The 24,100-nt window shown below is 70.1% G+C and carries 21 protein-coding genes, 2 tRNA genes and 1 pseudogene; 15 read left to right on the forward strand and 9 right to left on the reverse strand.

Annotation, left to right across the window (positions count from 1 at the left end):
* Positions 1–36: 36 nt before the first annotated feature.
* From QRT05_RS02265 to rpmH, 8 genes are all read right to left on the reverse strand, one after another.
* On the reverse strand, positions 37–1,092 hold the full coding sequence (locus QRT05_RS02265) for a ParB/RepB/Spo0J family partition protein (protein ID WP_289444857.1): 1,056 nt from the start codon (positions 1,090–1,092) through the stop codon (positions 37–39).
* On the reverse strand, positions 1,089–2,981 hold the full coding sequence (locus QRT05_RS02270) for a ParA family protein (protein ID WP_289444859.1): 1,893 nt from the start codon (positions 2,979–2,981) through the stop codon (positions 1,089–1,091). The genes QRT05_RS02265 and QRT05_RS02270 overlap by 4 nt, the downstream gene beginning before the upstream one ends.
* Entirely contained in the window at positions 2,971–3,648 is a 678-nt protein-coding gene (gene rsmG / locus QRT05_RS02275; protein WP_289444861.1) for a 16S rRNA (guanine(527)-N(7))-methyltransferase RsmG, read from the reverse strand. The genes QRT05_RS02270 and rsmG overlap by 11 nt, the downstream gene beginning before the upstream one ends.
* A gap of 1,138 nt (positions 3,649–4,786) precedes the next feature.
* Positions 4,787–5,296, reverse strand: a complete 510-nt coding sequence (locus QRT05_RS02280) for a Jag family protein (RefSeq protein WP_289444863.1) — start codon at positions 5,294–5,296, stop codon at positions 4,787–4,789.
* 30 nt (positions 5,297–5,326) lie between these two features.
* Positions 5,327–6,439 carry a membrane protein insertase YidC gene (gene yidC / locus QRT05_RS02285; protein WP_289444865.1) on the reverse strand — a complete coding sequence of 371 codons (1,113 nt, stop codon included), beginning with the start codon at positions 6,437–6,439 and terminating at the stop codon, positions 5,327–5,329.
* 23 nt (positions 6,440–6,462) lie between these two features.
* Complete coding sequence (yidD, locus tag QRT05_RS02290) at positions 6,463–6,756, reverse strand: membrane protein insertion efficiency factor YidD (protein WP_289444867.1); 294 nt, start codon at positions 6,754–6,756, stop codon at positions 6,463–6,465.
* The gene (gene rnpA / locus QRT05_RS02295; protein ID WP_289444869.1) at positions 6,753–7,109 is read right to left on the reverse strand and encodes a ribonuclease P protein component; all 357 of its coding nucleotides are present in this window, start codon (positions 7,107–7,109) and stop codon (positions 6,753–6,755) included. Before rnpA ends, yidD begins: the two co-directional genes overlap by 4 nt.
* 11 nt (positions 7,110–7,120) lie before the next feature.
* Entirely contained in the window at positions 7,121–7,258 is a 138-nt protein-coding gene (rpmH, locus tag QRT05_RS02300) for a 50S ribosomal protein L34 (RefSeq protein WP_010849920.1), read from the reverse strand.
* A 501-nt stretch (positions 7,259–7,759) separates the two neighbouring features.
* Between rpmH and dnaA the strand changes: the two genes are divergently transcribed.
* The 12 genes from dnaA (at position 7,760) to QRT05_RS02360 (ending at position 20,773) form a co-directional block, all read left to right on the forward strand.
* Positions 7,760–9,199, forward strand: a complete 1,440-nt coding sequence (gene dnaA, locus QRT05_RS02305; protein ID WP_289444901.1) for a chromosomal replication initiator protein DnaA — start codon at positions 7,760–7,762, stop codon at positions 9,197–9,199.
* 708 nt (positions 9,200–9,907) lie between these two features.
* Positions 9,908–11,038, forward strand: a complete 1,131-nt coding sequence (gene dnaN, locus QRT05_RS02310) for a DNA polymerase III subunit beta (protein WP_289444903.1) — start codon at positions 9,908–9,910, stop codon at positions 11,036–11,038.
* Positions 11,039–11,108: 70 nt separating this feature from the next.
* The gene (gnd, locus tag QRT05_RS02315; protein WP_289444904.1) at positions 11,109–12,128 is read left to right on the forward strand and encodes a phosphogluconate dehydrogenase (NAD(+)-dependent, decarboxylating); all 1,020 of its coding nucleotides are present in this window, start codon (positions 11,109–11,111) and stop codon (positions 12,126–12,128) included.
* A 7-nt stretch (positions 12,129–12,135) separates the two neighbouring features.
* On the forward strand, positions 12,136–13,314 hold the full coding sequence (gene recF, locus QRT05_RS02320) for a DNA replication/repair protein RecF (protein ID WP_289444906.1): 1,179 nt from the start codon (positions 12,136–12,138) through the stop codon (positions 13,312–13,314).
* Positions 13,304–13,864 (forward strand): DUF721 domain-containing protein, encoded by a 561-nt coding sequence (locus QRT05_RS02325; protein ID WP_289444908.1) that lies wholly within the window; start codon positions 13,304–13,306, stop codon positions 13,862–13,864. The genes recF and QRT05_RS02325 overlap by 11 nt, the downstream gene beginning before the upstream one ends.
* 183 nt (positions 13,865–14,047) lie before the next feature.
* Entirely contained in the window at positions 14,048–16,060 is a 2,013-nt protein-coding gene (gyrB, locus tag QRT05_RS02330) for a DNA topoisomerase (ATP-hydrolyzing) subunit B (protein WP_289444910.1), read from the forward strand.
* A gap of 41 nt (positions 16,061–16,101) precedes the next feature.
* Positions 16,102–18,690, forward strand: coding sequence for a DNA gyrase subunit A (gene gyrA, locus QRT05_RS02335; RefSeq protein WP_289444912.1), 2,589 nt, complete (start codon positions 16,102–16,104; stop codon positions 18,688–18,690).
* Positions 18,687–19,742: a DUF3566 domain-containing protein gene (locus QRT05_RS02340; RefSeq protein ID WP_289444914.1), complete on the forward strand. Its 1,056-nt coding sequence runs from the start codon at positions 18,687–18,689 to the stop codon at positions 19,740–19,742. The genes gyrA and QRT05_RS02340 overlap by 4 nt, the downstream gene beginning before the upstream one ends.
* A gap of 82 nt (positions 19,743–19,824) precedes the next feature.
* A tRNA-Ile gene (locus QRT05_RS02345) sits at positions 19,825–19,898 on the forward strand.
* Positions 19,899–19,911: 13 nt separating this feature from the next.
* Complete coding sequence (locus QRT05_RS02350) at positions 19,912–20,043, forward strand: DLW-39 family protein (protein ID WP_407650282.1); 132 nt, start codon at positions 19,912–19,914, stop codon at positions 20,041–20,043.
* A gap of 28 nt (positions 20,044–20,071) precedes the next feature.
* Positions 20,072–20,147: transfer RNA gene (locus tag QRT05_RS02355), tRNA-Ala, on the forward strand.
* 71 nt (positions 20,148–20,218) lie between these two features.
* On the forward strand, positions 20,219–20,773 hold the full coding sequence (locus QRT05_RS02360; RefSeq protein ID WP_289444915.1) for a DUF1990 family protein: 555 nt from the start codon (positions 20,219–20,221) through the stop codon (positions 20,771–20,773).
* Here QRT05_RS02360 and QRT05_RS02365 read toward each other — a convergent pair.
* Complete coding sequence (locus tag QRT05_RS02365) at positions 20,738–21,397, reverse strand: GNAT family N-acetyltransferase (protein ID WP_289444917.1); 660 nt, start codon at positions 21,395–21,397, stop codon at positions 20,738–20,740. The two genes, QRT05_RS02360 and QRT05_RS02365, sit on opposite strands and share 36 nt — an antisense overlap.
* A gap of 40 nt (positions 21,398–21,437) precedes the next feature.
* On the opposite strand from QRT05_RS02365, the pseudogene QRT05_RS02370 reads away from it, so the two are divergent.
* The 3 genes and pseudogenes from QRT05_RS02370 to QRT05_RS02380 all read left to right on the forward strand — a co-directional run bounded on the left by QRT05_RS02370 (position 21,438) and on the right by QRT05_RS02380 (position 24,056).
* Positions 21,438–22,405 (forward strand): annotated as a pseudogene (locus tag QRT05_RS02370) (ABC transporter ATP-binding protein).
* 14 nt (positions 22,406–22,419) lie between these two features.
* Positions 22,420–23,241 carry an ABC transporter permease gene (locus QRT05_RS02375; RefSeq protein ID WP_289444919.1) on the forward strand — a complete coding sequence of 274 codons (822 nt, stop codon included), beginning with the start codon at positions 22,420–22,422 and terminating at the stop codon, positions 23,239–23,241.
* Positions 23,238–24,056: an ABC transporter permease gene (locus QRT05_RS02380; RefSeq protein WP_289444921.1), complete on the forward strand. Its 819-nt coding sequence runs from the start codon at positions 23,238–23,240 to the stop codon at positions 24,054–24,056. Before QRT05_RS02375 ends, QRT05_RS02380 begins: the two co-directional genes overlap by 4 nt.
* The last annotated feature ends 44 nt before the right edge of the window (positions 24,057–24,100 follow it).

Below are 24,100 nucleotides of genomic sequence, written 5' to 3' on the forward strand. Positions count from 1 at the left end.
AAGCGCGGATCGGCGTCCGGTACGTCCCCATTCGGGCTAGTCCTTGAGCAGGCCGGGGTCCTCCGGGGCCAAGCTGGACAGGATCCGGTTGAGGTCCTGCACGGACGCGAACTCGACCGTCAACCGACCCCGTGACTTGCCGAGACTCACCTTCACGCGCGTCTCGAACTTGTCCGACAGCCGTGAGGCGAGATCGTCGAGTGCCTCGTTGCGGATGCCCGCGCGCGGAGCGGTCCGTCGACGAGGTGCGTCGTCCTGCCCGAGCGCGACGATCTCCTCGACGGCGCGCACCGACAGCCCCTCGGCGACGATCCGCTGCGCGAGGCGCTCGATGGCCGCGCCGTCGTTGAGCGCCAGCAGTGCCCGTGCGTGGCCGGCGCTCAGCACGCCCGCCGCGACCCGGCGCTGTACCAGGGGCGGCAGCTTGAGCAGGCGCAGGGTGTTGGAGATCTGAGGCCGGGAGCGGCTGATCCGGGTCGCGAGCTCCTCGTGCGTGCACCCGAAGTCGTCGAGCAGCTGCTGGTAGGCGGCCGCCTCCTCGAGCGCGTTGAGCTGCGAGCGGTGGAGGTTCTCCAGAAGCGCGTCGCGCAGCAGGTCCTCGTCGTCCGTGTCCCGCACGATCGCCGGGATCGTCTCCAGGCCGGCTTCCTGCGTCGCACGCCACCGACGCTCGCCCATGATGAGCTCGTAGTGGTCGCCGACCGGCCGCACGACGACGGGCTGGAGGACACCGATCTCCTTGATCGAGCCGACCAGCTCGGCCAGCGCGTCCTCGTCGAAGACCGTACGCGGCTGCCGCGGGTTCGGGACGATCGAGCCGACCTGCAGCTCCGCGAAGCGTGCCCCGGGCACGGGCACGAGGCCGTCCTGGTCCTGGGCGGCGGCCGCATCCTGGGGTGCGTCGCGGAGCGCGGGTTCCTTCGCCTCGATCACCTGGGGCGCATCGGGAGCCACGGTCGCGGTGCCGGTGCGCGGCTGCCCGAAGAACAGGTCCGCGGGCCGCTCTCCCCCGTTCGCGCGCGCGTCCCCCTCCGGTGCCGTCGGGATCAGGGCACCGAGTCCGCGGCCCAGTCCTCGTCGCTTCTCACTCATCGTGCAGCCTCCTGGCCGTCCTGCGTGGCATGGGTCGTCTCGCGTCCAGCGCCGGCGCCTCGTTCTGCGAGCTCACGCGCGGCTTCGAGATAGGCCAACGCACCCGACGATCCCGGGTCGTACGTGATCACTGTCTGTCCGTAGCTGGGGGCCTCGGAGATCCGCACCGAGCGCGGCACCGACGTGCGCAGCGTCCGCTCCGGGAAGTGGGTGCGCACCTCCTCGGCGACCTGCTGGGCGAGGTTGGTACGCGCGTCGTACATGGTGAGCAAGATGGTCGACACGTGCAGACCCTGGTTGAGGTGCGCCTGGATGAGCTCGATCGTCTTCAGGAGCTGGCTCAGTCCTTCGAGCGCGTAGTACTCGCACTGGATCGGGATCATCACCTCCCGGCCCACGACGAACGCGTTGACCGTGAGTAGCCCCAGGCTGGGCGGGCAGTCGACGAACACGTAGTCGAGCCGGGGCAGCCCGTTCTCCGCCCGCCACTCGAGGTAGCCGTCCAGCGCTGTCCGCAACCGTGTCTCCCGGGCAACCATCGACACGAGCTCGATCTCGGCGCCCGACAGGTCGATCGTCGCCGGCAGGCACCACAGCGTCGGGATGTGCGGGCTGACCTGCACCGCCTCCGCCATGGGCTTGCTCTCCACGAGGACCTCGTAGATGGACGGTGTCCCGGCGCGGTGGTCGATGCCGAGGGCGGTGCTCGCGTTGCCCTGCGGGTCGTTGTCGAGCACCAGAACGTGCAGTCCCGACTGAGCCAGGGCCGCTGCCATGTTGACCGTCGTGGTCGTCTTGCCGACGCCGCCCTTCTGGTTGGCGACCGTGATCACGCGCGTCTCGGGCGGCGCGGGGAATCGTCGACCACGCAGCTCGATGCGCCGGCGTGCATCAAGGCGCAGCTCCGCCATCAGGGGCGTCTCGTCGCTCACAGCGGGGAGGCTCTCGACGAGCGCGGCGCGGCGTCGCTCGTCGGGATCGATCTCGTTCACAGGTGGATGGCTCCGTGGGTGTGGCGTGTCCGTGGAGCGGAGCGAATCCGCTGGGGTCACTGTTTCACGTGAAACGTGATCCGTTGAACCGCCAACCGGGTCGTGGGCTGCACGGGGCCCGGCCGGATCCGTCCGCTCCTCGGTGGCTCCCGCGCCGGGAGGGACTGCCGGAGCCGAATCGCCTGCTACCTCTCCCCCGTGTGTGCGATCTGCGGCGCCGGGCTCGACCGTTTGCCCGCCGAGCTCTGCCGTTTGCCCGCCGAGCTCTGCTGCGGGTGCTGGCGGCTCTGTGACGCGCGCCGACACGGAGCCGCCGTGCGGTGAGCTATGGGTCAAGGGCGCGGCGAGTGCGGCCGAGTGAGCTGATGTGAGTGTTCGTCCTGGCACATCAGGTGCCTTCACCCCACCGGCAGCGCCGTCTGTGTAGATGCGGGGCTCGATCGTGGGGCCGGGCACGATGCCCGGGCTGATGTGCTCGAACGCCCCCTCGCTCGCTGAGGACGCCACTGCGGCTCGGGGCACATCCGCGACTGCGCCGTCCGGCCGCTCCGCTCGATCCTCGGCCAATCCGTACGGGAGCGCAGGCGTGTCGGTGCCGACGCCTTGCGCGTCCGGTGCGTTCGTCATCTGGTGCGTCCGCTCGCCGTCGAGGGCGGCGTCACGCGCCGGGATGTCCGACACAGTCGCCGTCGCCGTCGTCGTGCCAGAGAACGATCGGGCCGCGCCCGTCGGGTCCGCGATCGCATGATCGACGTCGCCCGGGACCGAGACGTGGGCAGCGGCCCCGTCCTCCCCTGAGAGAACGCGTCCGTCCGAAGCTCCCGCGAGGCCGAGAGAGATACCGGCGTCGGCGGCCCGCTGGAAGTCGCCCTGCTCCTTCTTCTTCCTACCGAACACGCCTGACGTCCTCTCGGACGGCTCGAACGATGCGTGTCACGTCCACGCCCGGAAGCGACTCGGCCACAAGGACCTCGGCGGGGCCAGCTCCGAGACGCGCGCCGACCGCTGCGGCGGCGTCCACCTCGTCCTGCGCCTTCTCGCCCTTCATCGCCACGAGCACGCCCCCGCGTGACAGCAGCGGCAGCGACCAGCGATAGAGCTTGTCCAGGGAGGCGACTGCACGTGACGTCACGGCGTCGGCCACCAGATCGCCGTGGACGTCCTGCGCGCGGCCTCGGCGCACCACGACATTCGCCAGCTCGAGGCGTTCCGCAACCTCGCTGAGCCAATCCGTCCGTCGCTCCATCGGCTCGAGCAGCACGACCTCGGCGTCCGGCCGCATCGCAGCCACCACCACACCCGGCAGCCCAGCCCCGCTCCCCAGGTCGACGATCCGCCCCGTGGCCGGCAGGAAGGGGACCACCGCCGCCGAGTTGAGCAGATGCCGCTCCCACAGCCGGCTCACCTCCCGCGGGCCGATGAGCCCACGGAGCACCCCATCACTGACGAGCAGCTCGTGAAAGCCGGTCACGGCCGGCCACGCACTACCGAAGTACGTCGGGAGTCGCGGGTCGCCGTCCAGAGGGTCTGATGCGACCTCGGTGGCGTCGTTCGCCTCGACCACTCGGCACACTCCTTGTTTCACGTGAAACCACTTGCCCGCGTGTGAACACTCGCTCAGCGCCGGTCGGTCCGCGAGCGGGCGGGACGCCCCACCCTAACGCTGGACGGAACCTCCACTCGGGACCGTGCACAACCCCTCGGACGCGGCGCCCAGAGGCAGGCGCAGCGCGCTCGCGAGGCGCAGCGGGCACCACAGCCCCACGGACTGTGTCGTTCGCCGCGGAGGCTACGCGCCGTGGGTGTTGGAGACACCGCCGGCTCGCCTCAGGCGGATCAGCGTGGCCGCCGCCTGGAAGCGCCCGGCCCTACCGCGGCAAGGAGATGTTTCACGTGAAACGAGCTCGCACGCGGTGCGGAGCCGATCACCACCGGTCTAGGCGGAAGACATGTGGTCGGTCCCTCGTTTACCGACGGTTCTTCACGTGAAACAACAATGCCAAGCGCCGCCACGAGGACGGACTGAGCAACGGCGATGCGCACGTTACGGGACGGACCGGAACGAGTAGCGGCCCCCCCGCGGGCACTGCGGCGGCGGCGCCACACTCCACCGCACTCATTGAGGGCTTGCCCGCACCAGCCCAGCGCGCGAAGGAGACCACCGCGGCACGCACGCCATGCGCATCGCCCCCACCACTGCCCGGGGTCGCGCCATGCGCACGCCCACCGCCCGGGGTCGCGGCGTTCGCACCGCCTGCACCACCGCAACGCGCCGTGCGCACCGCCCACCACCCCATCGCCCTCGACCGCACCACCCGCGCATCACCGCGGCGCCAAACCTGGAGAGTGATGGGTTCGCACCGCCCGCCGTGTTTCACGTGAAACACCCGCGGCGCTCAGTTCGGGGCCGCGCACGCGCGACGGTACGCGGGCGCTCGCCTCGATGCTGCGACCTCAACCACACGCCGCTTCCGGTCCGGGTGCGCAGCCTGCCCGCCGCAGAGCCCGTGGCGCGGAACGCTCGGAACAGCCGCGCCAGTCGGAACCCACGTCCGAACGAGCAGCACCGGCGCCCAACCGCCTCCCATTCAGGCCTTCCCCGAAGCACACACAAGGGCGGGGCGGCGGGTAAACACCAGCCGCCCCGCCCCCAGGACCACCTCCGCGCAGCCAGGCCGTCGAGCCCGAGCACGGACGCCCACCTACGCGCCGCGGATCACCACGTGCCGGTGCGGCTCGACGCCCTCGGAGTCGCTCGTCAGCCCGGCCGCAGCGACCGTGTCGTGCACGACCTTTCGCTCGAAGGGGTTCATGGACGCCAGGGCAACGGCGGCGCCGGTCTCGCGCACGCGCGCGATCGCCTCCTCCGCCACGGTCACCAGCTCGGCGCGCCGACCGGCTCGGTAGCCGGCGACGTCGAGCATCAGACGGCTGCGCTCGCCGGTCTTGGTCTGCACGGCAAGGCGCGTCAACTCCTGCAGGGCGTCGACCACCTCGCCGTCACGCCCGGCGAGCCGGCGCAGCGACGTGTCCAGGGGGTCCTCGGACACGATCTCGAGGGCCGCACGCCCGTGGTCGATGTCGATGTCGATGTCACCGTCGAGGTCGGCGATGTCCAGCAGCTCCTCGAGGTAGTCGGCGGCGATCTCGCCCTCTTCTTCGAGGCGCGACGTGGTCGGCTCCGTGGGAGCGTCAGGCAGGGGTGTGCTCATGGTGTCTCCGATCAACGAGCGCTCTGCGCTCTACTTCTTCGGCTTCGGCTTCGGCTTGGACTTCCCCGTGCTACCGCCCGCAGCCGGCGGCGTGCTGTCCGCGGGCGGCGACGGAGCGACGGCAGGCTTGGACGTTGCGCTCGGCTGCGCGGCGGTGGCGCCCGGCTCGGCGAGGGGCCGCGGCTTGGAACGGTCCTTGCGCTTCGGCTGCTCGCGCTGACCTCGCGGCCGCTCCTCGATCACCGCAGCCGGGGCCTCCTCCGCGAGGGCGCCCCCTCCGCGATGTGCGGCCTTGCGCGCCTTGCGCTCGAGCGCGGCCTTCTCGGCGGCGGAGCCCGGAGCGGGCATGCGTCTGATCGTGTAGAACTGCTGGCCCATCGACCACAGGTTGGTGGTGGTCCAGTAGATGAGGACACCGATCGGGAAGTTGACGCCCGAGAACGCGAAGATCAGCGGCAGGACGTACAGCAGGACCTTCTGCTGCTGCGCCATCGGACCCTCGAGCGCCGACGGCGGCATGTTCTTCATGGTCAGCTGGCGCTGCGTGAGGAAGGTGGTCGCGGACATCGCGATGATCAGCGCCGCGCTGACGATCTGGATGTTGACGTTCCCGTCGGCCTTCATGAACGTGCCGGACAGCGGGGCGCCGAAGATCGTGGCGTGCTCGGCCGAGTAGGCGAGCTCCTTGGTCAGCGGGCCGATGTGGTCCTGGTCGCCCTGGTAGGTGCCGGTGGAGATCTGCGGCAGCGAGTTGAGCACCCGGAACAGGGCGAAGAAGATCGGCGACTGCAGCAGGATCGGCAGGCAGGACGCGAACGGGTTGGTCCCGTGCTTGCGGTACAGCGCCATCGTCTCGCGGCTCATCGCCTCGCGGGACGCCGGGTCCGTCTTGCCCTTGTACTTCTTCTGGATCGCCTTCATCTCCGGCGCCAGCAGCTGCATCCCTCGCGACGCCTTGATCTGCTTGAAGAACAACGGGATCAGGGCGATCCGGATCACGATCACCAGGCCGACGATCGAGAGCGTCCAGGCCAGTCCCCCGTCGGGGTCGAGACCGATCGCGGTCCAGCCCTTGTGCCACATGACCATGATCCAGGCGACCACGACCATGATCGGGTGAAGCAGGCTATCGAACCAGCCCATCGGCAGAGCTCCTCAGTCAGGTGTCAGTGCGTGGGCTGAGCCACAGAGACATGGTGGTGCGCACGTCGCGCAGGTGGAACGTCATCGATGCCACCCAGGTTCCAGGGATGGCACCGCAGGAGCCGGCGGATCGCCAGCCAGGTGCCGTACAGCGCACCGTGGCGGCGCACCGCGATCACCGCGTACTGCGAGCACGACGGGTAGAACCGGCACGTGGGCGGCCGCATCGGGGAGATGAACCGTTGGTAGCCGCGCAGAAGCAGGAGCAGAGCCAGGGCAGGGAGTCGGAGCAAGGTCCGCAGGACGACCACGATCACCCTGCCCGGCTCAGTCGACGCTGCGCCGTGGCCAACGCGGCGTCGAGGTCCGACCCGAGGGTGGCGAACGACGCCGTCGCCGAGGCAGGCAGTGCCCGCACGACCACCGACGACACCTCGGGCAGCCGCGTCAGCCGGGCGTGCGTGAGAGCTCGCAGCCGGCGCTTGACCAGGTTGCGGGTGACCGCGTTGCCGACACCCTTGGACACGACGAAACCGACCACCGGGCCAGGCCCGGGGTCGGTTCGTACCGTCATGTGCACCACGAGCGTGTCGCGTCCGCCACGCGCACCACGCCGCACCGCCTGCTCGAAATCGGCAGGACGGCGCATCCGGTGCGCGGCTGGCAGCACCGGCGCTGGTGTCAGGCCGAGAGCTCCGCGCGGCCCTTGCGGCGACGCGCGGCGAGGATCGCGCGACCAGCGCGGGTGCGCATGCGCAGACGGAAGCCGTGCGTCTTGGCGCGGCGCCGGTTGTTCGGCTGGAACGTGCGCTTGCTCACGAGGTTTCTCCTACTGCTCCATCGGGATGCCGCGCGTGTGCGCGCGGCCAGGTCTGACTGCTGAGATCGACCACTCCACGAGCACGTCGCGCACGGAGCACGGCGTGTTGACGTCTGGGCGCGCCTGAAGGAGCCATCGAAAGGCTTGACCACGGTACGCCGCCGCCAGGGGTCGGTCAAATGCCGGGAGGCGGAAAGGTACGGGACCTGCCTCACACCTGCACGGAGCGACACGCCGCACGGTCGCGCACCTCACCCGGTCGGGGCCTCCCGCAGCCCGGCCGCGCGGCACTAGCATCGACCCCGGTCGCCCGCCGCCCACAGCTGTGGACCGTTGGGCAACGACGCGTGTCGAGCCGCACACGCAGACGTGTCCAGCACCGCGTCGTCGTCAGCAACATAGCCAACGTCCCCTCCGCTCACAGGTGTGGACAACTATGTGGACAACGTGAGCCGTGCGAGACTCGTCGCTCCACGCGATCAAGACAACCGAGGTAGGACGTGCCCCAGGACGAAGAGCTGACCCGAGTGTGGGGACACGTGGTGTCGACGCTCGAGTCCAGCCCCGACATCACGCCCCGCCAGCTCGCTTTCGTCCGTCTGGCGAAGCCGCTCGGTCTCCTCGACGGAACGTTGCTGCTGGCCGTGGGCAACGACCTGACCAAGGACTACCTCGAGTCCCGCGTCCGCCCCGAGGTGAGCGACGCCCTGAGCGTCGCGCTGGGCCGGGAGGCTCGGTTTGCGATCACGGTCGACCCGGACCTCGCCGACGACGCTCCCCCCGCGCTCCGCGTGGTCGCTCCGACGCAGCCCGATCCCGTGGCCGAGGAGCACACGGAGACGCCTCGCCTCGCTGCCGTGGCCGACCGCGCCAGTACTGGCGGAGGACGCCGAGCCCCCGCGGAGCCGGCCCGGCTCAACCCCAAGTACCTGTTCGAGACGTTCGTCATCGGCTCCTCGAACCGGTTTGCGCACGCGGCCGCGGTGGCCGTCGCCGAGGCGCCGGCCAAGGCCTACAACCCGTTGTTCATCTACGGCGACTCGGGTCTGGGCAAGACGCACCTGCTGCACGCGATCGGCCACTACGCGCAGAACCTCTACCCGAGCGTCCGCGTGCGGTATGTGAACTCGGAGGAGTTCACCAACGACTTCATCAACTCGATCTCCGAGGGCAAGGCCGGCGCCTTCCAGCGCCGCTACCGCGAGGTCGACGTGCTCCTCATCGACGACATCCAGTTCCTGCAGGGCAAGGAACAGACGATGGAGGAGTTCTTCCACACGTTCAACACGCTGCACAACGCGAACAAGCAGGTCGTGATCACCTCCGACCTGCCGCCCAAGCAGCTCAACGGCTTCGAGGACCGCATGCGGTCGCGGTTCGAGTGGGGCCTCATCACCGACGTGCAGCCGCCCGACCTCGAGACCCGGATCGCGATCCTGCGCAAGAAGGCCGCCAGCGAGCGGCTCGAGGCACCGCCGGACGTCCTGGAGTACATCGCCTCCAAGATCTCGACCAACATCCGCGAGCTCGAGGGCGCGCTCATCCGCGTGACGGCGTTCGCCAACCTGAACCGCCAGCAGGTGGACCTGTCGCTCGCGGAGATCGTGCTCAAGGACCTCATCACCGATGAGGAGACCGCGGAGATCACGGCCACGCAGATCATCGGCCAGACCGCCGCTTACTTCGGGCTGTCCATCGACGACCTGTGCGGCTCGAGCCGGTCCCGCGTCCTCGTCACTGCGCGCCAGATCGCCATGTACCTGTGCCGCGAGCTGACGGACCTGTCGCTACCCAAGATCGGCCAGGCGTTCGGTGGGCGGGACCACACCACGGTCATGCACGCCAACCGCAAGATCCGCGAGCTCATGGCGGAGCGCCGCTCGATCTACAACCAGGTCACCGAGCTCACCAACCGGATCAAGCAGCAAAGCCGGGGCTGACTTTCCCCAGGTTTTTCCACAACCAGGTGATCCGACCTGGGGATGTGTGAATCTCTTCACCCATTCGGCTGAACCTGCGCGAATCCAGCTCGCTGACCTGCAGATCTGGTCCTTTTCGGACAAACGGTGCACGAGATGACGTCGTTGTCAAGGACGCGGCGATCACGCCGGAGCTCGCTGCGTCAACATTCGTCCCCAACTTGAGAGAAGCATGGGACGAATGTTCACACCTGTGCACACGCCTGTGGACGACGGTGGATGACGGCGTCGAGCGTGTGGACGGCGGCACACGTCTCGGTGGACGCAGGATGGCCGCCGCGCAGCCGTCCACGAGCGTCCACGGGTTTCCCGAACTCAGCCACATGCACCGTCCACACAGAAATCGCGACGTGACCTGCACGGAGGGACGCGATCCACAGTTTCCACACCACCGATGACGACGACGACACTTCTCTGCTGTCCTTGATCCACACACCGGCGTTGGGCTGCGACGTCGGCTGCGGCGAGCGGCGAATCACATTCCTCCCCTCGGCTGTACCGGCTGTCGGACCACTCGCGTAGTCTTCGCCTGACGCCGCCTGGACACATCCATGTCATTCGATGACGAGGGGCCACAGGAACGGCGCGATCAGCCACGCACGACAACGGGCCGACGCCGACGAGCGGCACCGGCCGCTGCACCACACGTGCACGACGAGAGGTGAGTCCATGAGGTTCCGGGTCGAACGTGACGTTCTCGCAGACGCCGTCACGTGGACGGCTCGCAGCCTGCCGACGCGACCGCCCGTGCCTGTGCTGGCCGGCGTGCGCATCGAGGCGGACGCGACCGGATCCATCCAGCTCTCGAGCTTCGACTACGAGGTCTCCGCTCGTTCGCAGATCCCCGCTGACGTCTCGGAGCCCGGCACCGTTCTCGTCTCCGGGCGACTCCTCGCCGAGATCTCCAGGGCCCTGCCCGCCAAGCCGGTCGACGTGGTGCTCGAAGGCACCAAGGTCGTCGTCACCTGTGGTGCGAGCCGTTTCACGCTGCTGACGATGCCGGTCGAGGACTACCCGAACCTGCCGGCGATGCCCCCCGTGAGCGGCACGGTCGACGGCGAGGAGCTCACGCACGCCGTGGCGCAGGTCTCCGTCGCAGCCAGCCGCGACGACACCCTCCCCCTGCTGACGGGTGTCCGGGTGGAGATCGAGGGCGAGAAGATCACGCTCCTGGCGACCGACCGCTACCGCCTCGCCCTGCGCGAGCTCACGTGGACGCCGGCCAGCCCGGACATCTCGACCGTCGCGCTGGTGCGTGCGCGCACGCTGTCCGACGCGGCGAAGTCGCTCGGGGGCGCCGGTTCGGTGACGGTCGCGCTCTCCACGGGCGGCGGTGTGGACCTCATCGGCTTCGAGGCCGCCGGACGGCACACCACCAGCCTGCTCGTCGACGGCGACTACCCGGCCGTGCGCCGCCTGTTCCCGGACGAGACGCCGATCCACGCCGTCGTCGGCACCCAGCAGCTGGCGGACGCCGCCAAGCGTGTCGCCCTCGTCGCCGAGCGCAACACCCCCATCCGCCTGTCGTTCACCGAGGGGCAGGTGGTGCTCGACGCCGGCCAGGGCGACGACGCGCAGGCGTCGGAGGCCCTCGAGTCGACGCTCGTGGGCGAGGAGATCTCGGTCGCGTTCAACCCGCAGTTCCTCCTCGACGGGCTGGGTGCGCTCGACACGCCCTTCGTGCGCCTGTCCTTCACGCACCCCAACAAGCCGGTCGAGTTCACCGGCCAGGGCTCGCTCGAGGGCGAGGACGAGAAGAACTACCGGTATCTGCTGGTCCCCATCCGGTTCGCCAGCTGACCTGGCCGCGGCCGACCCGCGCACCAGCCGTTCCCGGACGCGCGTGCATGCGCGCCCACGCCGGGGCACAGTGAGACCTGCAGGTGCCGGTGCGCAACCACACGCACATCAACGGAGCAGAACAGAAGAGGCGAACGCGATGCACGTCGGTCTGGTGGGTCTGGGCAAGATGGGTGCCAACATGCGCGAGCGCATCCGCGGTGCGGGCATCGAGGTCACGGGGTATGACCGCAACCAGGACGTGAGCGACTCGACCAGCCTGGCCGACCTCGTCGGGAAGCTGCCCGCCGGTGAGCGGATCGTCTGGGTCATGGTCCCGTCCGGCGAGATCACCGACGGTGTGATCCGCGAGCTCGCCGGCCTGCTGACGACCGGCGACGTCGTCATCGACGGTGGCAACTCTTACTACCAGGACGACCAGCCGCACGCCGACCTGCTCGCCGAGCACGGCATCGGCTTCCTGGACGCCGGCGTCTCCGGCGGTGTCTGGGGCCTGAAGAACGGGTACGGCCTCATGGTCGGCGGCGACGCCGAGCTCGTCGCCAAGGCGATGCCGGTCTTCGATGCGCTGCGCCCCGAGGGCCCGCGGGAGAACGGCTTCGTGCACGCGGGCGCGGTGGGTGCGGGGCACTTCGCCAAGATGGTGCACAACGGCATCGAGTACGGGCTCATGCAGGCCTACGCCGAGGGCTACGAGCTGCTCGCCGCCAAGGACCTGGTCACCGACGTGCACGGCACCATGCGGGCGTGGACCAACGGCACCGTGGTCCGGTCGTGGCTCCTGGAGCTGCTGGTCCAGGCGCTCGAGCAGGACCCGGGCCTGGCCGCGATCGACGACTGGGTGGAGGACTCGGGCGAGGGCCGGTGGACCGTCGACGAGGCGATCGACCTGGCCGTGCCCGCGCCGGTCATCTCGGCCGCGCTCTTCGCGCGGTTCGCGAGCCGCCAGGGCGAGTCGCCCGCGATGAAGGCCGTCGCCGCGCTGCGCCAGCAGTTCGGCGGTCACGCCGTGAAGCCGGCCGGCACGACGGGGCCGGCAGCTTCGAGCACCACACCGGCTGCGGGTGCCGCGGTGCCACCGTCCGCCTGATCGAGAGATGTACGTCGCCCACCTCAACCTGACCGACTTCCGCTCCTACGCGCAGGTCGATCTCGCCCTCGACCCCGGGATCACCGCGCTGGTGGGTCCCAACGGTCAGGGCAAGACCAACCTGGTCGAGGCGATCGGCTACGCGGCGACGCTCGGCAGCCACCGCGTGCCGACCGACGCGGCCATGGTGCGTGCCGGCGCGGGACGGGCGGTCGTGCGGGCGCGCGTGGTGCGCGAGCTGGAGGCGGGCAACCCGCGCGCGACGCTCGTCGAGATCGAGGTGACACCGGGCAAGGCCAACCGTGCTCGGGTCAACGGCGGCAACCCGGTGCGGGCGCGGGACGTGCTGGGGATCCTGCGCACCGTGCTGTTCGCGCCCGAGGACCTCGCCCTGGTCAAGGGCGATCCCGACGGGCGCCGCCGGTTCCTCGACGACCTGCTGGTGCAGCTCACTCCGCGCATCGCCTCGGTGATCCAGGACTACGACCGCGTGCTGCGGCAGCGGTCGGCGCTGCTCAAGTCCGCGGGTGCGGCGCGTCGGGGCGGTGGGTCCGACCTGCGCACCCTCGACGTCTGGGACGCCAAGCTCGCGCAGGTGGGAGCACGGCTGGTGGTCGAGCGGCGAGCGCTCGTCGAGACCATCGCGCCGCACGTCGCACGGGCGTACGAGCAGGTCAGCTCGGGTCAGGGCGCGGCGGTGGTCACGTACAGGGCCTCACTCGACGCGGCGCTGGAGACCGAGGGTGGCCCCCGGGACTCCGTCGAGCTGGTCGAGGCCCAGCTGCTCGAGGCCATGGGCCGACTGCGTGGCAAGGAGCTGGACCGGGGCGTCTGCCTCGTCGGGCCGCACCGCGACGACCTGGTGCTCACGCTCGGCGGACTGCCGGCCAAGGGCTACGCGAGCCACGGCGAGTCGTGGTCCTACGCGCTCGCGCTGCGCCTCGCGTCGTACACCGTGCTCACGGACGGCGGGGACGCGGCCGACTGGGGGCCCGACGGCGAGCCGGTGCTGATCCTCGACGACGTGTTCGCCGAGCTGGACGTGCGCAGGCGCGAGAAGCTCGCCGAGCTCGTGGCGCCCGCGCGCCAGGTGCTGATCACCGCGGCCGTGCCGGACGACGTGCCCGAGCCCCTGAGCGGAGCGCGGGTGGACGTGATGGGTGGCGAGGTGGCCCGTGTCCTTTGAGGGCCTCCCCCCGCGGCGCCCGGCCGAGGGCGCACCGCTGCGCGACATCGTCGACCTGGTCCCCGAACGACAGGTCGCGGCAGCCGCGCTGAGCCGGGCACGCGACGCGGCCCAGCGTCGCGGCATCCGCCCGGGGGATCCGCCGCGCGCCCGCCGGCCTCTCGAGGCGCAGCTCAGCGGCTCGGGCGCCGGCGGTCGTGACCCGCTCACCCTGTCCACCACGCTCGGGGCCGTGGTCGGTCAGTTCGGCTGGGCCGCCGGCGTGACCGGCGGCACGATGCAGGCGCGGTGGGCGCAGATCCTCGGCGAGCAGGTGGCTCAGCACGCGGCGTACGAGTCGTTCGAGCGCGGGGTGCTGACCATGCGGGCGTCGTCGACCGCGTGGGCCACCAACCTGACCTGGAGCGTGCCCGCCATGCTGCGCAACTTCGCCGAGGAGCTGGGTGAGGGAGCGGTCACGGAGATCGTGGTGCTGGGACCCGGCGGACCGGGCTTCGGCAGGGGGCCCAAGCGCGTCAAGGGACGCGGTGAGCGTGACACGTTCGGATGATGTGAACGCCCTGTCCCCAAAGGGCTCCAAGAGCGAGGTCTAGCACCTTCCGCCAGGTAGACTGACAAGGTCATTCCTGGCGCCCTGGTGCCCGGAAGTCCAGCGTCATGGAGTGATCCGCCCTCCCACCGGTCCGGCGGCGCGCTCGATGGCGTGCAACCCCGTTGAGGAGCACCACCGCCCGTGGCCGAGCAGAGCACCCCGAAGCCTGACAACAACGGCGGATACGACGCCAGCGCGATCACCGTTCTCGAGGGCCTCGAGGCCGTTCGCAAGCGTCCCGGGATGTACATCGGGTCGACGGGCGAGCGCGGCCTGCACCACCTCGTGTACGAGGTCGTCGACAACTCGGTCGACGAGGCCCTCGCCGGCTACTGCGACCACATCGAGGTCACCCTGCTCGCCGACGGCGGCGTGCGCGTCGTCGACAACGGACGCGGCATCCCGGTCGCGCTGCACCCCACGGAGGGCAAGCCGACCGTCGAGGTCGTCATGACGATCCTGCACGCCGGTGGCAAGTTCGGCGGCGGCGGGTACGCGGTCTCCGGCGGCCTGCACGGCGTCGGCATCTCGGTGGTCAACGCGTTGTCGAAGCGGGTCGAGACGGTCGTCAAGCGCGACGGTCACGTCTGGCAGATGGACTTCGAGAACGGCGGCAAGCCGGTGGGTGGCCTCCAGGAGGGCGCGGCCACCGAGGAGACCGGCACCCAGCAGACGTTCTGGGCCGACGACGCGATCTTCGAGACGGTCGAGTACGACTTCGAGACGCTCCGCGCGCGGTTCCAGCAGATGGCGTTCCTGAACAAGGGTCTGCAGATCACGCTCACCGACGAGCGTCCCGCCCACCTGGGGACCGACGACGAGGTCGCCGGCGAGGACGAGCAGCCGACCAGCCGCGTGGTCACGTACAAGTACGACGACGGCCTGCTCGACTACGTCAAGCACCTGAACTCGGCCAAGAAGGTCGAGCTGGTGCACCCGGAGGTCATCGCCTTCGAGTCCGAGGACACCACGCAGCGCATCTCGGTCGAGATCGCGCTGCAGTGGACCAGCGCGTACTCCGAGTCGGTGCACACGTACGCGAACACCATCTCGACGACCGAGGGTGGCACGCACGAGGAGGGCTTCCGCGCGGCGATGACGACGCTCATCAACCGCTACGCGCGGGACAAGGGAATCCTCAAGGACAAGGACGACAACCTCACGGGCGACGACATCCGCGAGGGGCTCACCGCGGTCATCTCGGTGAAGTTGGGCGAGCCGCAGTTCGAGGGCCAGACCAAGACCAAGCTTGGCAACACGATCGCGAAGACGTTCGTGCAGAAGGTGGTCAACGACCAGCTCGCGGACTGGCTCGACTCGCACCCCAACGAGTCGCGCGACGTGATCCGCAAGTCGATCCAGGCGGCCGCCGCGCGCATGGCAGCCCGCAAGGCGCGCGAGGCGACCCGGCGCAAGGGTCTGCTCGAGTCAGGGGGCATGCCAGGCAAGCTCAAGGACTGCCAGTCGAACAACCCCGCCGAGTGCGAGGTGTTCATCGTCGAGGGTGACTCGGCCGGCGGTTCGGCCGTCCGTGGCCGCAACCCCAAGACGCAGGCGATCCTGCCGATCCGAGGCAAGATCCTCAACGTCGAGCGCGCCCGCCTGGACAAGGCGCTGGGCAACCAGGAGGTCCAGGCGCTCATCACGGCGTTCGGCACCGGGATCGGCGAGGACTTCGACATCTCGAAGCTCCGCTATCACAAGATCGTGCTCATGGCGGACGCCGACGTCGACGGTCAGCACATCACGACGCTGCTGCTCACGCTGCTGTTCCGGTACATGCCCGACCTCATCACCCACGGGCACGTGTACCTCGCGCAGCCTCCGCTCTACCGGATCAAGTGGAGCAACGCGCACGACGACTACGTGTACTCGGACCGGGAGCGCGACGCGTACCTCAAGGACGGCCTCGCCGCCGGCAAGCGCCTGCCCAAGGAGAACGGCATCCAGCGCTACAAGGGTCTGGGCGAGATGGACTACCAGGAGCTGTGGGAGACCACGATGTCGCCCGAGCACCGCACCCTGCTGCAGATCACGCTCGACGAGGCCGCCGCGGCCGACGAGATCTTCTCGGTGCTCATGGGCGAGGACGTCGAGTCCCGCCGCTCGTTCATCCAGCGGAACGCGAAGGACGTGCGCTTCCTCGACATCTGAGGAGGCCCGCCCGGAATCCGTAGCGAACTCAAAGGAACCTAGTGACTGAGACGACTGGCCCCGACGGCATCGAGCACGGCCGCATCGACCAGGTGGACCTGCAGCTCGAGATGCAGCGGTCCTACCTGGACTACGCGATGTCGGTCATCGTCGGGCGCGCCCTGCCGGACGTGCGCGACGGTCTCAAGCCCGTGCACAAGCGCGTGCTCTACGCGATGTACGACGGCGGTTACCGGCCCGATCGGCAGTTCTCCAAGTGCAGCCGCGTGGTCGGCGACGTCATGGGCAAGTTCCACCCGCACGGTGACACCGCCATCTACGACGCGCTGGTGCGACTGGTCCAGGACTGGTCGATGCGCTACCCGCTGGTCTCGGGCCAGGGCAACTTCGGGTCGCCGGGCGACGACCCCGCCGCCGCCCCGCGGTACACCGAGTGCAAGATGGCGCCGCTGGCCATGGAGATGGTCCGGGACATCGACGAGGAGACCGTCGACTTCCAGGACAACTACGACGGGCGCACGCAGGAGCCCGTCGTCCTGCCGTCGCGGTTCCCGAACCTGCTGGTCAACGGCTCGTCGGGCATCGCGGTCGGTATGGCCACCAACATCCCGCCGCACAACCTGCGCGAGGTGGCTGCCGGCGTCCAGTGGCACCTCGCCCACCCCGAGGCGAGCAACGAGGAGCTGCTGAACGCGCTGCTCACGCTCATCACCGGGCCGGACTTCCCGACCGGCGCGACCATCCTGGGCCACCGCGGCATCGAGGACGCGTACCGCACGGGCCGCGGCTCCATCACGATGCGCGCGATCGTCGAGGTCGAGGAGATCCAGGGCCGCATCTGCCTGGTCGTCACCGAGCTGCCGTACCAGGTGAACCCGGACACCCTGGCCAAGAAGATCGCCGACCTGGTGCGCGAGAACCGCGTCACGGGCATCGCGGACATCCGCGACGAGACGTCGGGGCGCACCGGTCAGCGCCTGGTCATCGTGCTCAAGCGCGACGCGGTCGCCAAGGTGGTCCTCAACAACCTCTACAAGCACACGCAGCTGCAGGACACGTTCGGAGCGAACATGCTGGCGCTCGTCGACGGGGTGCCGCGCACCCTGTCCATCGACGCGTTCGTGCGGCACTGGGCCGCGCACCAGCTCGAGGTCATCCAGCGCCGCACGCGCTTCCGCCTGCGCAAGGCCGAGGAAGCGATCCACATCTTCCGCGGCTACCTCAAGGCGCTCGACGCGCTCGACGAGGTCATCGCGCTGATCCGGCGCTCGCCGGACGTGGACGAGGCGCGCGCCGGCCTGATCGAGCTGCTCGACATCGACGAGGTCCAGGCGAACGCGATCCTCGCTCTGCAACTGCGCCGGCTCGCGGCCCTCGAGCGGGACAAGATCCTGCGCGACCACGCGGAGCTCGAGGAGAAGATCACCGAGCTCAACGCGATCCTCGCCTCGGAGCAGCGCCAGCGCGACATCGTCTCGGCCGAGCTCGAGGAGATCGTCGAGAAGTACGGCGACGACCGCCGCACCACGATCCTGCCGTTCGACGGCGAGGTCTCGATCGAGGACCTCATCGCCGAGGAGGAGATGGTGGTCACGATCACCCGCGGCGGCTACGCCAAGCGGACGCGGTCGGACAACTACCGCGCGCAGCGCCGGGGCGGCAAGGGTGTGCGCGGCGCGCAGCTGCGCGAGGACGACCTCGTCGACCACTTCTTCGTCACGACCACCCACCACTGGCTGCTGTTCTTCACGAACCTGGGCCGCGTCTACCGTGCCAAGGCGTACGAGCTGCCCGAGGGCGGCCGCGACGCCAAGGGCCAGCACGTGGCGAACCTGCTCGCCTTCCAGCCGGGCGAGCGGATCGCCCAGGTGCTCGACATCCGCGACTACGAGCAGGCCGAGCACCTGGTCCTGGCGACCAAGCGCGGACTGGTCAAGAAGACCCGGCTCTCGGAGTACGACTCCAACCGGTCCGGCGGCGTGATCGCCATCAACCTGCGCGAGGACGAGGAGGGCCGGGCGGACGAGCTGGTCTCGGCTCGCCTGGTCGACTCCGACCAGGACCTGGTGCTGGTCTCGCGCAAGGGCCAGTCGGTGCGATTCACCGCGTCCGACGAGGCGCTGCGTCCCATGGGTCGCGCGACGTCCGGCGTGACGGGCATGCGGTTCCGCGGCGATGACGAGCTGCTCGCCGCCGACGTCGTGCGCGAAGGGTCCTACCTCTTCACGGTGACGGAGGGCGGCGTCGCGAAGCGCACGGAGCTGTCGGTCGAGAACTACGCGGTCAAGGGCCGCGGCATCCTGGGCGTGCGCGTGGCCAACCTGCCCGAGGCGAACGGGGACCTCGTGGGCGCCCTCGTGGTGGACGCCGACGACGAGGTGCTGGTCATCATGGAGCGCGGCAAGATCGTGCGTTCCGCGGTCACCGAGGTGAACGCGACCGGCCGCACGACGCAGGGTGTCATCTTCGCCAAGCCGGACTCCGGCGACCGGATCATCGCTGTGGCGCGCAACACAGAACGCCACCTGGCCGACGATGCAGGTACCGTGGTCGATGCTGCCGGGACCGATCCGGCACCCGTTGACACCGAAGTGACCACCGACGCCGCCCCGCCCGCGGAGGATGCATGACCGACTCCACGCCACCGTCGATCCCGCCACGCCAGCGACCGACCAGCCCGAGCACCACGGGCCGGTCGACGACGTCGTCGCGCGCGAACCCGGCGAGCTCCACGGCGTGGACGGTCGCTCCCGCGGAGCCGACCACACCGGCCGCGACCGGGCGCTCGACGACCAGCGGGTCGTCGAAGACGGCCGGCACCAGTGGTACGGCTCCGAGCAGCGTCGACACGAGCACCTCGCACGAGGAGACGACTCGGACCGTCACGCAGCCGCCGCCCGCGGCGAAGGGAGACGGCGCGAAGCCGCCCACCGACCGCCCCAAGCCCCCGGTGCGCTCGTCGGCGACCGCGGCAGCGGCCGCGGCGAAGACGCGCGACGACACCTCCAAGCCCTCCGACGACGCCCGGGCGCGCGAGGACGACGACGCGACCGGTCAGCCCGACGGCGACGACCAGCCCTCTCCCCTGATGGTGGCGGTCGACTCGACCACCTCCTGGCTCAAGAAGGTCGCCGGCGCCACCTCGGCCGCGATCACCACGGCCTCCCGGCCCCGTCCCGAGGACACGCCCATGACCAGCATCCCGGTCGCGACCCCGCCCGCCTCTGCAGGCACCCGCCCGGTCGCCGGCGCCAACCCCGCTGGTGCGGCCGCACGGCCGAGCACCGGGCGGATCCCGACTGTCCAGGCCAGCTCGGGTCCGCGCCGCGTCCGGCTCGCGATCTCCCGGCTGGACCCCTGGTCGGTCATGAAGCTGTCGTTCCTGCTGTCCGTCGCGATCGGGATCATGATCGTCGTCGGCGTCGCGGTCGGCTGGTTCACCCTCAACGAGCTGCACGTGTTCACCAAGGTCGACGACCTGGTGACGCAGGTGACGGGGCAGGAGACCGGCGGCCCGGACATCCTGCAGTACGTGGAGTTCCAGAAGGTCATCTCCGCCGCGACCCTCATCGCCGTCATCGACGTCTTCCTGCTGACGGCGCTGTCGACGATCGGCGCGTTCCTGTACAACATCGTGGCGGCGCTCGTCGGCGGCGTGCACGTGACCATGACCGACGAGTGACCAGCGTCTCCTGACCTGCTCGGCCGCCGGTTTGGGTGGTGCCCCGTGGCTGGGGTAGTCTCGACCGGCGCGCAGCGCACTCGGGCCTATAGCTCAGACGGTTAGAGCGCTTCCCTGATAAGGAAGAGGTCACAGGTTCAAGTCCTGTTAGGCCCACTCCCGACCAACCGTGGGGGACACGTTGAAGAAGCTCCTGCTCCTGGCAGCCGTGGCTGCCGCCGGATACGTCGTCTACACCAAGTTCGTCCAGGACCGCGACGAGCGGGACCTGTGGGCAGAGGTCACCGACACCTTCGAGTGATCCTCCCGGGCGCGGCGATCGGCGCCTCGGGGCCATGGCGCAATTGGTAGCGCACCTGCTTTGCAAGCAGGGGGTTAGGGGTTCGAGTCCCCTTGGCTCCACCATCGGCGGCCCGCGCGAGCGGGCCGCCTTCTGCACTTCTCGGGGCGGGCCGCCGACCGTGACATGATCCGGTGTGCCTTCCGACGACGCCACACCTGCGGGCGTGCCGCTGACCTACGGCGACGTCGGCGCCACCCGCCCCGGGTCCGAGACGTGGGAGCCGCCGGCCGGGTACCGAGCGCTCGAGACGACGGTCGTGATCGGGCACGGCGAGGAGGCCTGGGAGCGGGCGGCGTCGTCGGTGCTCGTCTGGGGCGTGAAGACGCGCAGCGGGTTCCACGTGAAACCAGGGGGCCGCGTCGCCCTCGGCGCCGACCACGTGCTGCAGGCTCGGCTGGGGCCGGTGACGGTTACCGAGCCCGTCCGGGTGGTCGCCGTGGTGGAGACGGCTGCACGCTGCGGCTTCGCGTACGGCACGCTTCCCGGGCACCCCGTGAGCGGCGAGGAGGCGTTCGTGGTGCAGCGACGTCCGGACGGTGCCGTGCTGCTGACGCTCCGCTCGCTGATCCGCGCCGGGTCGGGCGTGTGGCGGCCGCTGTTCCCGGCCCTCCTCGTGGCGCAGCGCGTCTACCGGTGGCGCTACCAGCGAGCACTACGTGATCTGCAGGAACTCCCGCAGCGCCGGTAGCCCTTCGTACCGGACGTCGAGCTTGTGCTCGGCCGGCCGCTCGAGCCAGTCGCTGCGCGCCAGGCGGTACCTGCGGCTGACGGCGGACGCGCCCTCGCGCAGCACGAGGTCCTGCCCGTTGGAGGTGTACCCCAGGCGGGACGTGACGGCCTGCGACGCGGGGTTGTCGACGAAGGCCGACGTCGTCGCCAGCTGTGCGCCGAGCTGGTCGAACAACAGGTGCAGGACGAGGAGCCGCATCCGGGTGCCGACGCCGCGGCCGTGGTGCCGGCGGCCGAGCCACGAGCCCGACTCGGCGACGCGGAGGGCAGGGAACGTCTCCGCGCTGATCGCCTGGACCCCGAGCAGCTCGTCGCCGCGCAGGACGGCCAGCTCGAGCGCCCAGGACTCGGGCGAGAGCCGCGACCGCACTCCCCACTGGTAGGTCAGCACCGAGCGGGCGATCTCCAGCCGCGTGCCTCTCGTCCAGGGCACGACGAACGGCATCGAGGCGGGATCGTGGACCCCCTCGGCGGCCAGCTCGGCGAGCCCGACGAGGAGCGTGTCGTCGATGGCACGCAGCGTCAGCTCGCCGTCGGTCACGACGAGGGCGGCGGGTGGCCAGAGATCGGCGAGCGCGGTCATGGTGGCACGCTCCACGGGCCGCGCCCCGCGGTCAAGCCGAATGTGGTCGCCGGTGTCGGCGTCGCCACGTAGGTTGTCGGGCGTGAGTGCACCCGTCATCGCCGCAGAGGGCCTGACCAAGACCTACGGCTCCCTCACCGCGGTCGCGGGCATCGACTTCGAGGTGCCGCCGGGCGAGTCCTTCGGCCTGCTGGGCCCCAACGGTGCCGGCAAGTCGACGACGATGCGCATGGTCGGCGCGGTGTCGTCCCGGAGCGCCGGGACGCTGCGCGTTCTCGGTCTCGACCCGGACACGCACGGGCCCGCCATCCGGTCCCAGCTGGGAGTGGTGCCGCAGGAGGACAACCTCGACACCGAGCTCCGGGTGCGTGACAACCTCATCGTCTACGGGCGCTACTTCGGCATCCCGCGCCGCACGTGCGCCACCCGCGCCGACGAGCTGCTCGAGTTCGCGCAGCTCGCGGACAAGGCCCGGTCCAAGGTCGACGACCTGTCGGGCGGCATGAAGCGCAGGCTGACCATCGCCCGGGCGCTGATCAACGAGCCCCGCATCCTCATGCTCGACGAGCCGACCACCGGCCTGGATCCCCAGGCGCGCCACGTGCTGTGGGACCGCCTCTTCCGGCTCAAGGAGCGCGGCACCACGCTGGTGCTGACCACGCACTACATGGACGAGGCCGAGCAGCTGTGCGACCGGCTCGTGGTGGTCGACCACGGCAAGATCATGGCCGAGGGCAGCCCGTCCGCTCTCATCCGGCAGTACTCGAGCCGGGAGGTCGTCGAGCTGCGGTTCGGGTCCGAACGCAACGCGCCGCGGCGGCGCGGCTCGAGGGAGCGGCGCAGCGCGTCGAGGTGCTGCCCGACCGGGTGCTGCTCTACACGGACGACGGCGAGGCGCTCCTCGAGCACGTCGCCACCCAGGGTCTGCACCCCACCACGAGCCTGGTGCGGCGCTCCTCGCTCGAGGACGTGTTCCTTCGGCTCACGGGGCGGAGCCTGATCGAGTGACCACCGTCGAGCCGATGACGGCATCTGCGCTGCAGGCGGCTGAGCGCCCGCAGCGCTTCGGCGCGCTCTACATCGCCGAGCACCAGCTGCGCGCCATGCGCGCGTACGGCTGGACGATCGTCGTGAGCAGCGTCGGCAGCCCTCTCGTCTACCTGCTCGGCATCGGGCTCGGGCTCGCGGCCTTCATCGACCAGCCGGTGGCGAGCGGCCCGGCCGGCCCGGTCGACTACGTGTGGTTCGTCGCGCCCGCGTTGCTCGTCGCCGCCGCGGTCGGTGTCGCGACGGAGGAGTTCACCTACGTGGTCATGGCCGGCTTCCGCTGGCGCCGCATCTTCTGGGGCATGAACGCCTCACCCGTCTCCCCCGAGCAGATCTGCAGCGGGCTCGTGCTGTCCGTCGCCGCGCGGATGCTGTTCACCACGGCGGTGTACTACGCGCTCGTGGTCGCGTTCGGCGCAGTCGGCAACCCGTGGGCCGGGCTCGCCATGCCGTTCGTCGGCCTGCTGGCTGGGCTGGCCTTCGGACTGCCGCTGCTCGCCTACTCGGCGACGCTCACCGAGGACGGCGGCCAGTTCGCGGTGGTGCAGCGCTTCATCTTCACCCCGCTGTTCCTGTTCTCCGGCACGTTCTACCCGCTCGACAGCGTCCCGGTGGGCCTGCAGTGGATCGGCTGGATCTCGCCGCTGTGGCACGCGAGCGAGCTGGGCCGGCAGCTGTCGTACGGATCGACGCCCGGCGGTTGGCCCTGGGTGGCGCACCTCGCCGTCCTGCTCGTCATGGCCGGCGTCGGCTGGGTGCTCGCGCGCCGGACGTTCGTGCGGAGGCTGCGCGGATGAGCGCGTCGACGGACGTGGACGCGCGGTCCGGCGGTGCGCGCGCCCTGTACTCGGGCAACGCGCGGGTCGTCGTCGCCCGAGGACTACTCGCCACCAAGAGCACGAACTGGGTGGTGGTCGTCTCGGGCTTCTTCGAGCCGGTCTTCTACCTGCTCGCCATGGGCTGGGGCCTCGGCTCGTTCATCGGCGACGTGACCTTGCCCTCCGGCACGGAGATCTCCTACGCGGCCTACATCGCACCCGGTCTGCTGGCCGTCTCGGCGATGAACGGCGCGGTGTACGACTCCACCTGGAACGTGTTCTTCAAGATGCACTTCGGCAAGCTCTACGACGCGATGCTCTCGACGTCGATGGGGCCGCTCGACGTGGCGTTGGGCGAGATCCTGTACGCCCTCCTGCGCGGTGGCGTCTACGCGTTCGGGTTCCTCACGGTGATGCAGGTGCTCGGCCTCAACCTGGCGTGGACGGCGTTCCTCGCGGTTCCGGCGGTGCTGCTCGTCGCGTTCGGTTTCGCCAGCATCGGCATGGCGATCACGAGCTACATGAAGACCTTCCAGCACATGGACTGGATCAACATCGTCCTGCTGCCGATGTTCCTGTTCTCCGCGACGTTCTACCCGCTCACGGTCTACCCGACGCCCATCCAGTGGCTCATCCAGGCGCTGCCCTTGTGGCACGGCACCGAGCTGGTGCGCGGCCTGACCACGGGCGAGCTCTCGAGCGCCTCCGGGCTCCACGTCGCCTACTTCGTCGCCATGATCGCGATCGGCCTCACGTTCACCACCAAGCGTCTGCGCGCGCTGTTCCTGGACTGACGCCGGCCGGGCCACCGTCGACAGCTGCGGGGGGTACACACGCG

Source organism: Cellulomonas edaphi, from assembly GCF_030362815.1.
GTDB lineage: Bacteria > Actinomycetota > Actinomycetes > Actinomycetales > Cellulomonadaceae > Cellulomonas > Cellulomonas edaphi.

Coding starts and splice junctions, on each gene's coding strand:
- QRT05_RS02340 (WP_289444914.1), top strand. CDS start 18,687: ATGACCGACTCCACGCCACCGTCGATCCCGCCACGCCAGCGACCGACC.
- QRT05_RS02380 (WP_289444921.1), top strand. CDS start 23,238: ATGAGCGCGTCGACGGACGTGGACGCGCGGTCCGGCGGTGCGCGCGCC.
- QRT05_RS02265 (WP_289444857.1), bottom strand. CDS start 1,092: ATGAGTGAGAAGCGACGAGGACTGGGCCGCGGACTCGGTGCCCTGATC.
- QRT05_RS02375 (WP_289444919.1), top strand. CDS start 22,420: ATGACGGCATCTGCGCTGCAGGCGGCTGAGCGCCCGCAGCGCTTCGGC.
- dnaN (WP_289444903.1), top strand. CDS start 9,908: ATGAGGTTCCGGGTCGAACGTGACGTTCTCGCAGACGCCGTCACGTGG.
- QRT05_RS02280 (WP_289444863.1), bottom strand. CDS start 5,296: ATGAGCACACCCCTGCCTGACGCTCCCACGGAGCCGACCACGTCGCGC.
- QRT05_RS02365 (WP_289444917.1), bottom strand. CDS start 21,397: ATGACCGCGCTCGCCGATCTCTGGCCACCCGCCGCCCTCGTCGTGACC.
- recF (WP_289444906.1), top strand. CDS start 12,136: ATGTACGTCGCCCACCTCAACCTGACCGACTTCCGCTCCTACGCGCAG.
- yidC (WP_289444865.1), bottom strand. CDS start 6,439: ATGGGCTGGTTCGATAGCCTGCTTCACCCGATCATGGTCGTGGTCGCC.